We start from the raw sequence: 7,181 nt of genomic DNA, 5'->3' as shown, positions 1-7,181 counted from the left end.
ATGAACAAGTTCATAAATTTAATGTATTTGTTATAACTTCAACAGAATCCTGCATTTTGAAGTGGTTTGTGTATACTCCCTTAGGTTTATTTTGTCACTTTCTCGCCAAATTTATCAAAAAATGTTATAAGTATTAAAAATAATAAAAACAAATATTTACATGAAATTACCTCAAGTAGGACCCGCGGTTTTAGTGACAGCGGCATTTATAGGGCCAGGTACCGTTATTACAGCATCTCTTGCTGGTGCTAATTATGGATTCTCTTTGTTGTGGGCATTACTGTTTTCAGTTATAGCCACATTAATCTTGCAAGAAATGGCTTGTAGACTAGGTATTGTCACTAAAAAAGGTTTAGGTGAAAATATCCGTTCGACCTGTACTAATCCATTATTGAAGTTTATTGCTATAGGCCTAACAGTAAGTGCGATTGTAATTGGAAATGGTGCTTACCAAAGTGGTAATATTTTAGGTGCAAGTCTAGGTCTTTCAGGTATATTTTCTGATGCTTTCATTTATTCAGAAATCTCAATATGGCCACTACTTATAGGTGTACTTGCATTTACTATATTAATAAAGGGTAGCTATCAGTTTATTGAAAGTGCACTAATGGTATTAGTTGGATTAATGAGCTTTGCTTTCATCGCGACATTTATTATATCTAAGCCTGATATAGGCATGTTCTTTTCCGGTTTATTAATACCCAGTATTCCTACAGGCGCTACATTAACAGTAATTGCATTAATAGGCACAACTGTTGTGCCATATAATTTATTTTTACACTCATCAAGTGTCAGTCAAAAATGGCACTCGCCAGAACAACTTGGAGAGGCGAGAAAAGATTTATATTTCGCGATTCCTTTAGGTGGACTCATCTCTATAGCAATTGTATCTACTGCAGCCTCTGCCTTTTTTGGTAGTAATATATCGATTAATAATGCTGCTGACTTAGCACCTGCTTTGGCTCCTATTTTTGGTGATTATTCTAGTTTATTTATAGCCATAGGGTTATTTTCAGCAGGAATTTCCTCGGCAATTACAGCGCCACTTGCTGCTGCATTTGCCTTAAGTGGTATTCTAAACTTAAACAAAGATCTAAAATCGAATGCATTTAAAGGGATTTGGCTGAGTATTTTATTGATAGGTGTGATTGTATCTTGCTTAGGTTATAAACCGGTTTCAATTATTTGGTTTGCACAAGTGGCAAATGGTATTTTGTTACCTTTAGTCGCACTATTTTTACTTTGGATTATGAATACAGAAACTTTAGGAATTTATAAAAATAGTAAGATACAAAATTTGTTAGGTGTAGGTGTTGTATTGGTCACTTTGTTATTAAGTGGAAGAAGTTTAATGTCTGCATTTGGAATGTTGTGATATGAAATTAATAGATATTAACTGTGATTTAGGAGAAGGTGTTTTAATAAGTGATTGTGAACAAGATGCTACGCTAATGCCCTATATTTCTAGTTGTAATATAGCTTGTGGTGGTCATGCTGGTAATGAAAGTATTATTCGTAAATCATTACTTAATGCGCGACTTCATAAACTTAAAATTGGTGCACATCCAGGGTATGAAGATAAAGAAAATTTCGGACGAATTTCTTTGGCTATTAGTATTAATGAGTTAATTGATAGTATAAAGAGGCAGTTAGATTCATTTTTTAATATTTCATCTGAGCTTAATATCGCTATTCACCATATTAAGTTTCATGGTGCTTTATATAATGATCTTGAGAAAAAACCTAAATTATCATTGGCACTTGCACAATTATTAATACAAGATTATTCGGAGTTTAAAGTATATGGTCTTGCTAACGGTGTATTTGAAAAATGCTGTATTGATTTAAATATTGATTTTATTGCTGAAGGCTTTATGGATAGAACTTACACTTCTACCGGTCTTTTAACACCGAGAAGTGAAAAAAATGCTATGATCACCGCACAAGATAAAAGCATAGCGCAAGCAGTTTTGTTAGCTAGTAATAAAGAAGTTACAACAAGTGATAATCAAGTTATAAAACCAAATGTTAAAACAATCTGTTTGCATGGTGATAATCCTAATGCTGTTGCTATAGCCAAAGCATTACATAAAGAATTAACTTATGCTGGGTTTATTATACAGTGAATAATGATAAATACCGAATAGTACCTAATGGTGACTCTGCTATTACAATATTATTTAATGATGATATTTCAGAGCATTTAACTAAAAGAATCATCGGTTTTTCATTGACTATAAAGCAGAGCCTAGGTGAAGCATTAATTGATATTATTCCAGCATATAAAAGTTTAACTATTTTTTTTAATAACAGAATAATATTGCTTGATAAATTAATTGGTGAGATTGAGTTGTTATTAAGCTCACCTTTAACTGAAGTAAGCTATCAGTCAAAAACAATTGAAATTCCAGTATGTTACGAAGAAGGATATGGACCAGATTTAACTTCATTAGCGCAGCATTGTAAACTCTCTGTAGAGGATGTCATTGCTGGCCATACTCAACGAAGTTATTTGGTTCATATGCTCGGTTTTTTGCCTGGTTTTTTATATTTGGGCGGCCTGTCAACTAATCTATCTTGTCCAAGAAAATCGACTCCTGCGATATCTATACCCGCAGGTTCAGTTGCTATTGGTGATAGTCAAACTGGAATATACCCTGTCTCAAGCCCAGGAGGCTGGCATATTATTGGTCGTACGCCTTTAACTTTATTTAATCCAAACTCCCAAACACCATTTATTGCTAGTCCACTTGATAAAATTCACTTTGTATCTATATCTAAAACGGAATTCACAGCGATTAAAAAGAGCTTTTAATGAGTCTATATTTTATAAAATCAGGATTACAAACAAGTGTTCAAGATTGTGGACGATCTGGTCAAATGCATAATGGAATTTCAAACAGTGGAGCTATGGATCCAATAGCAATGAAGTTGTCTAATTGGTTGTTGTCTAAACCGCTAGATAGCGCAGTAATTGAAGTTACTCTCGTTGGCCCTAAGATTCAATTTGAAAATGATATGTATATTGCAATCACAGGTGCTAAATTTGAATTGTATTTGAATAACCAACTTATATTTAATAATAAAGCAATTCAAATTTTTACAGGAGATGTTTTAACTTTTGGTACGTTGCAGTGTGGGGCTAGAGCGTACATAGCAACATCAATAGATATTGATGTTGCTAAACTATTTAATAGCTATTCGACTCATTTAACGGTCAATTTCGGTGGCTTTTACGGGAGATCATTGAAGAAGGGCGATATACTGGCTTTGCATTTACCAAAACAAAAATGCTTATATACTAACACTCTCCCCAAGTATGTAGATAATGGCTATTCAGGTAGTTATATCCTCAGATGTACCTCGTCCGTTGAAACAGACTTATTCACTCAGAGACAACAAAATGATTTTAGTTCTAAAAAGTATACCGTTACTGCTAATTCAAATCGAATGGGAATAAGGCTTAAAGAGGTCGCAATGGGGTTTGAAAAACCAATTGATATTACTTCAAGCGGTTTAATGCAAGGGAGTATTCAAATTACGCCTTCAGGCTTACCAATTATTTCATCTGTAGATGGTCAAACTATTGGTGGTTATCCGAGAATAGCAAATGTGATCACTGCTGATCTTGCTATGTTAGGTCAATTAAAAGCAAACGATAAAGTGAACTTTATGCTTATATCAAATGAAAAAGCGATTGAAGTATTAAAAGAACAGTACCAAATTCTAAACTTTTTATATAAATAGTTATTCATGCAAAACTAAATTGAGATTAAATAACCCCTCTTCAAATATATAAACCTTCTATTTTCACTATCAAAAGCAAATATTTTAACTTTTTATACAAAATAATAACCTGTTGATTCTGTATAAAAAAACACCGAGTCTGTAAGGGTAATGTTAATTTTGTGAATATAATATATTGCATACAATGTTTATTTTATGTTATTTTTTTCCTGCTTTAAGGAAATACGCTTTTTTTATGACTGCTTGTATCGAGTTGGAAGTCGAATGTTTTAAATAAGAGCAAAAGCATTTTATTAATAACGAAATAACAAATAGAGGGTAAAATGAAATTAAATAAGTTATTTGTAGCAGTCTCAACTCTACTCGTAGGTACTTCGGTTTTTGCAGCACAACAACCAAGTTCACCTCAATCAGCACCGACAATTCATCATGAAATAAAACATGAACATGGTATTCCTGAAGTCATAAATAAAAATGTACCTCAAGCACAGAGTGTTTATAAGTCTATAGAAAAAAAGGATTTTCATAGCAGAGATGAGTCTTTATTAAGTAATGAAATGATGGCCTTAGCGGCATGTGATGTGAACTCTTTTGCAACTTCAAATTCAACAAGTTTAATTAATATGATTAAGTCACAAGGTGCAAGTTGTGTTAATGAATTATTTAGTGCGGCTTCAAATATTCAACAAGCAGCTTATTCTTCAGATAACATGTATGCAGTTGCCAACCATGTAAAAGGATTATCTCAGTCGTATACTGGTGGTGGTGATCCAGATATTGAAGCTATATTCTTATATCTACGAGCAGGCTATTATGTTGAATTTTACAATAATAACGTTGACTTTATTTCTTGGGTAAAACCTGCAGTTAAAGGTGCTATTGATGCATTTGTAAATAATGTACATTTTTATGATGATAATGATGCCCATGGTAAAACATTATCAGAAGTTATCATTACAATGGATAGCTCAGAGCAACAAGATGTTTATTTACCTGTTGTAAAAGAGTGGTTAAGTCGTTGGAACCAAAGTTATGGTGGCAAATGGAATATGAGAAGCGCAGTAAATGGCATTTTTACGATTTTATATCGTGGTCAATATAACGCGAACTTCAAAACATTAGTTGCCAACGATACAACATTGATTAGTCGCTTAAATAGCTTTACTCAACAATCTTGGATGATTAATTCTGATTCCGAATATTTAATTGCCAATGCTGCAAGAGAGCTTGGTCGCATGAAAAAGTATTCGGGCGCTGCTATTCAATCTACTGTTGATTCAGGTCTCAATACAATATTCTCTACTTACCAAATGTATGGCAATGGTGATGCAGTTTGGTTAGGTGCTGCAGACACAGCGAGTTATTACGGTAACTGTAATGATTATAATATTTGTGATTATGGTGAGCAATTAGAAGCACAAGTTTTATCGCAAACATATACGTGTAGTCCTACAATTAAAATTCGTTCACAAAACTTAACTTCAGTTCAGCAAGTTTCAGCTTGTACTACTATGGGGGCAGAAGAGACTTATTTCCATAACAAAATGCAATCAGATAACGTACCTATTCCTGGTGATAATAATGAACAGCTTCAAGTTAATATATTTGATAGTTCAAGTGACTATGGTAAATATGGTGGTCCAATCTTTGGTATTAATACCAACAATGGTGGCATGTATTTAGAAGGAGACCCATCTGTAGTAGGTAATATTCCTAACTTTGTGGCATATGAAGCAAGTTATGCAAAGCCAGATCATTATGTATGGAATTTAGAACACGAATATGTACATTATTTAGATGGTCGTTTTGATTTATTTGGTAACTTTAATTCTCCAACAGAAAAAGTCGTTTGGTGGGCTGAAGGTGTCGCTGAATATGTGGCAAATCAAGATAATAACCAAGCTGCGATAGATACGATACATGATGGTTCAACTTATACATTAAGTGCAATATTTGAAACAACCTACGATGGCTTTGATCAAGATCGAATCTATCGTTGGGGCTACTTAGCTGTTCGATTTATGTTTGAAAGACACTTTAGTGAAGTAAAAGCGATGTTAGCTGAAACAAGAACTGGAAATTGGACTGCATATAAAACACGTTTAAATACTTGGAGTGCTAATTATAGTAATGAGTTTACGCAATGGACTCAGACAGTTAAAAGTGACACTGGTGATGATACTAATCCCCCTACAAATGAATCCCCTATTGCAGTGATTAATGGTCCATATATTGGTGATACTATTACGGCTATTAACTTTAGCAGTAATGGTAGTTACGATCCTGATGGCATTATTGCATCACATACTTGGGACTTTGGTGATGGCTCAGTAAATAATACAGCTAACCCTAGTCATACGTATTCAAGTGTCGGCCAATATGTTATTTCTTTAACGCTTATAGATGATAAAGGTGCTACAACAACAATAACGACTTCTGCAGATATATCGGGTGCAGTAACACCTGGAAATAACTTGCAAAATGGCGTATCTGTTAATGTAGCAGGAGTTCAAGATTCTGAAACTTTCTTTATAATGGAAGTACCAACAGATGCGACTGATTTAAGTTTTGATATTTCAGGGGGTTCTGGTGATGCTGATTTATATGTACGTTTTGGTTCAGCACCAACTACGAGCACATATGACTGTCGTCCATGGAAAGGTGGAAATAATGAAACATGTATTATGGCAGATGTTCAAGCTGGTGCATATTATGTAATGATACGTGGCTATAATAGCTTTGATACTAACCTAAAAGGTAGCTTTGAAGGAGGTTCTTCAGATGGAAATATGCCAGATGCATGTGCTGTTCAAGGTCCTCAAACTGGTGGTCAATTACAAGATGGTTCAGAAGTTTGCCTAGGTAGCGGTATTTCATGGTTAACTATTGGTGATGTAAGCTCTCATTCAAGTATTGCTATCACTTCAGGAAATGGTACTGGTAACTTAGATTTAGAGTTTAGCAATCTAGGTTGGCCAAATGGCTCTAATGTTCAAGGTGCTTCTTATAAGTCTGGAAATAGCGAATGTATTTACCTTACTAATTTAAGTGAGTACTGGGGTTACATTAAAGTTTTGGGTGAATCTGATGGTGCTTCTTTAGTTGTCGATTATGATACTGCTGGTTGTCGTTAATTTAACTTCCGACTTATTTTATAGCCACGGTTTTATGTGGCTTTTTTACTTATTAATTTATCAAATATATACCTATGCTACATGGAAATGTGCGATATCAGCAAGTTGAGAAGCGTGCCAAATGCGAGGCATAAGATGTGTCGTTAAGTCATTTTCAACAAATATCTTATAACAACGCAGTTGGCCGCTTATCGTCTTGCCCTGCGGAGTTTGGGTAGAAAACGATTACGGCGTTATGATTCATCATAAGGGAATTACTATGAATTACAAATCATGCCTTGTACTCGTATCCTATCCAAA

5 protein-coding genes are annotated in these 7,181 nt (G+C 34.2%); all 5 read left to right on the top strand.

Annotation, left to right across the window (positions count from 1 at the left end; all coding sequences use genetic code 11):
• The first annotated feature begins 160 nt into the window (after positions 1–160).
• The 5 genes from CJF42_RS03280 (at position 161) to CJF42_RS03260 (ending at position 6,881) form a co-directional block, all read left to right on the top strand.
• Entirely contained in the window at positions 161–1,375 is a 1,215-nt protein-coding gene (locus CJF42_RS03280) for an Nramp family divalent metal transporter (protein ID WP_095365313.1), read from the top strand.
• 1 nt (position 1,376) lies between these two features.
• Positions 1,377–2,126, top strand: a complete 750-nt coding sequence (pxpA, locus tag CJF42_RS03275; RefSeq protein ID WP_095365312.1) for a 5-oxoprolinase subunit PxpA — start codon at positions 1,377–1,379, stop codon at positions 2,124–2,126.
• Positions 2,123–2,815, top strand: a complete 693-nt coding sequence (gene pxpB / locus CJF42_RS03270) for a 5-oxoprolinase subunit PxpB (RefSeq protein WP_170940458.1) — start codon at positions 2,123–2,125, stop codon at positions 2,813–2,815. The genes pxpA and pxpB overlap by 4 nt, the downstream gene beginning before the upstream one ends.
• Positions 2,815–3,747: a 5-oxoprolinase subunit C family protein gene (locus tag CJF42_RS03265; RefSeq protein ID WP_095365310.1), complete on the top strand. Its 933-nt coding sequence runs from the start codon at positions 2,815–2,817 to the stop codon at positions 3,745–3,747. Before pxpB ends, CJF42_RS03265 begins: the two co-directional genes overlap by 1 nt.
• A 323-nt stretch (positions 3,748–4,070) precedes the next feature.
• Positions 4,071–6,881 carry a collagenase gene (locus tag CJF42_RS03260; protein ID WP_095365309.1) on the top strand — a complete coding sequence of 937 codons (2,811 nt, stop codon included), beginning with the start codon at positions 4,071–4,073 and terminating at the stop codon, positions 6,879–6,881.
• The last annotated feature ends 300 nt before the right edge of the window (positions 6,882–7,181 follow it).

It is taken from the genome of Pseudoalteromonas sp. NBT06-2 (assembly GCF_002276045.1).
Taxonomy (GTDB): Bacteria; Pseudomonadota; Gammaproteobacteria; order Enterobacterales; family Alteromonadaceae; genus Pseudoalteromonas.
The sequence above is the reverse complement of the archived record's forward strand: the minus strand, read 5'-3'. Positions and strand labels throughout refer to the sequence as shown.

Excerpts from the sequence above, each read along its gene's own strand:
- CJF42_RS03280 (WP_095365313.1), top strand. The coding sequence starts at position 161 with ATGAAATTACCTCAAGTAGGACCCGCGGTTTTAGTGACAGCGGCATTT.
- pxpA (WP_095365312.1), top strand. The coding sequence starts at position 1,377 with ATGAAATTAATAGATATTAACTGTGATTTAGGAGAAGGTGTTTTAATA.
- CJF42_RS03265 (WP_095365310.1), top strand. The coding sequence starts at position 2,815 with ATGAGTCTATATTTTATAAAATCAGGATTACAAACAAGTGTTCAAGAT.
- CJF42_RS03260 (WP_095365309.1), top strand. The coding sequence starts at position 4,071 with ATGAAATTAAATAAGTTATTTGTAGCAGTCTCAACTCTACTCGTAGGT.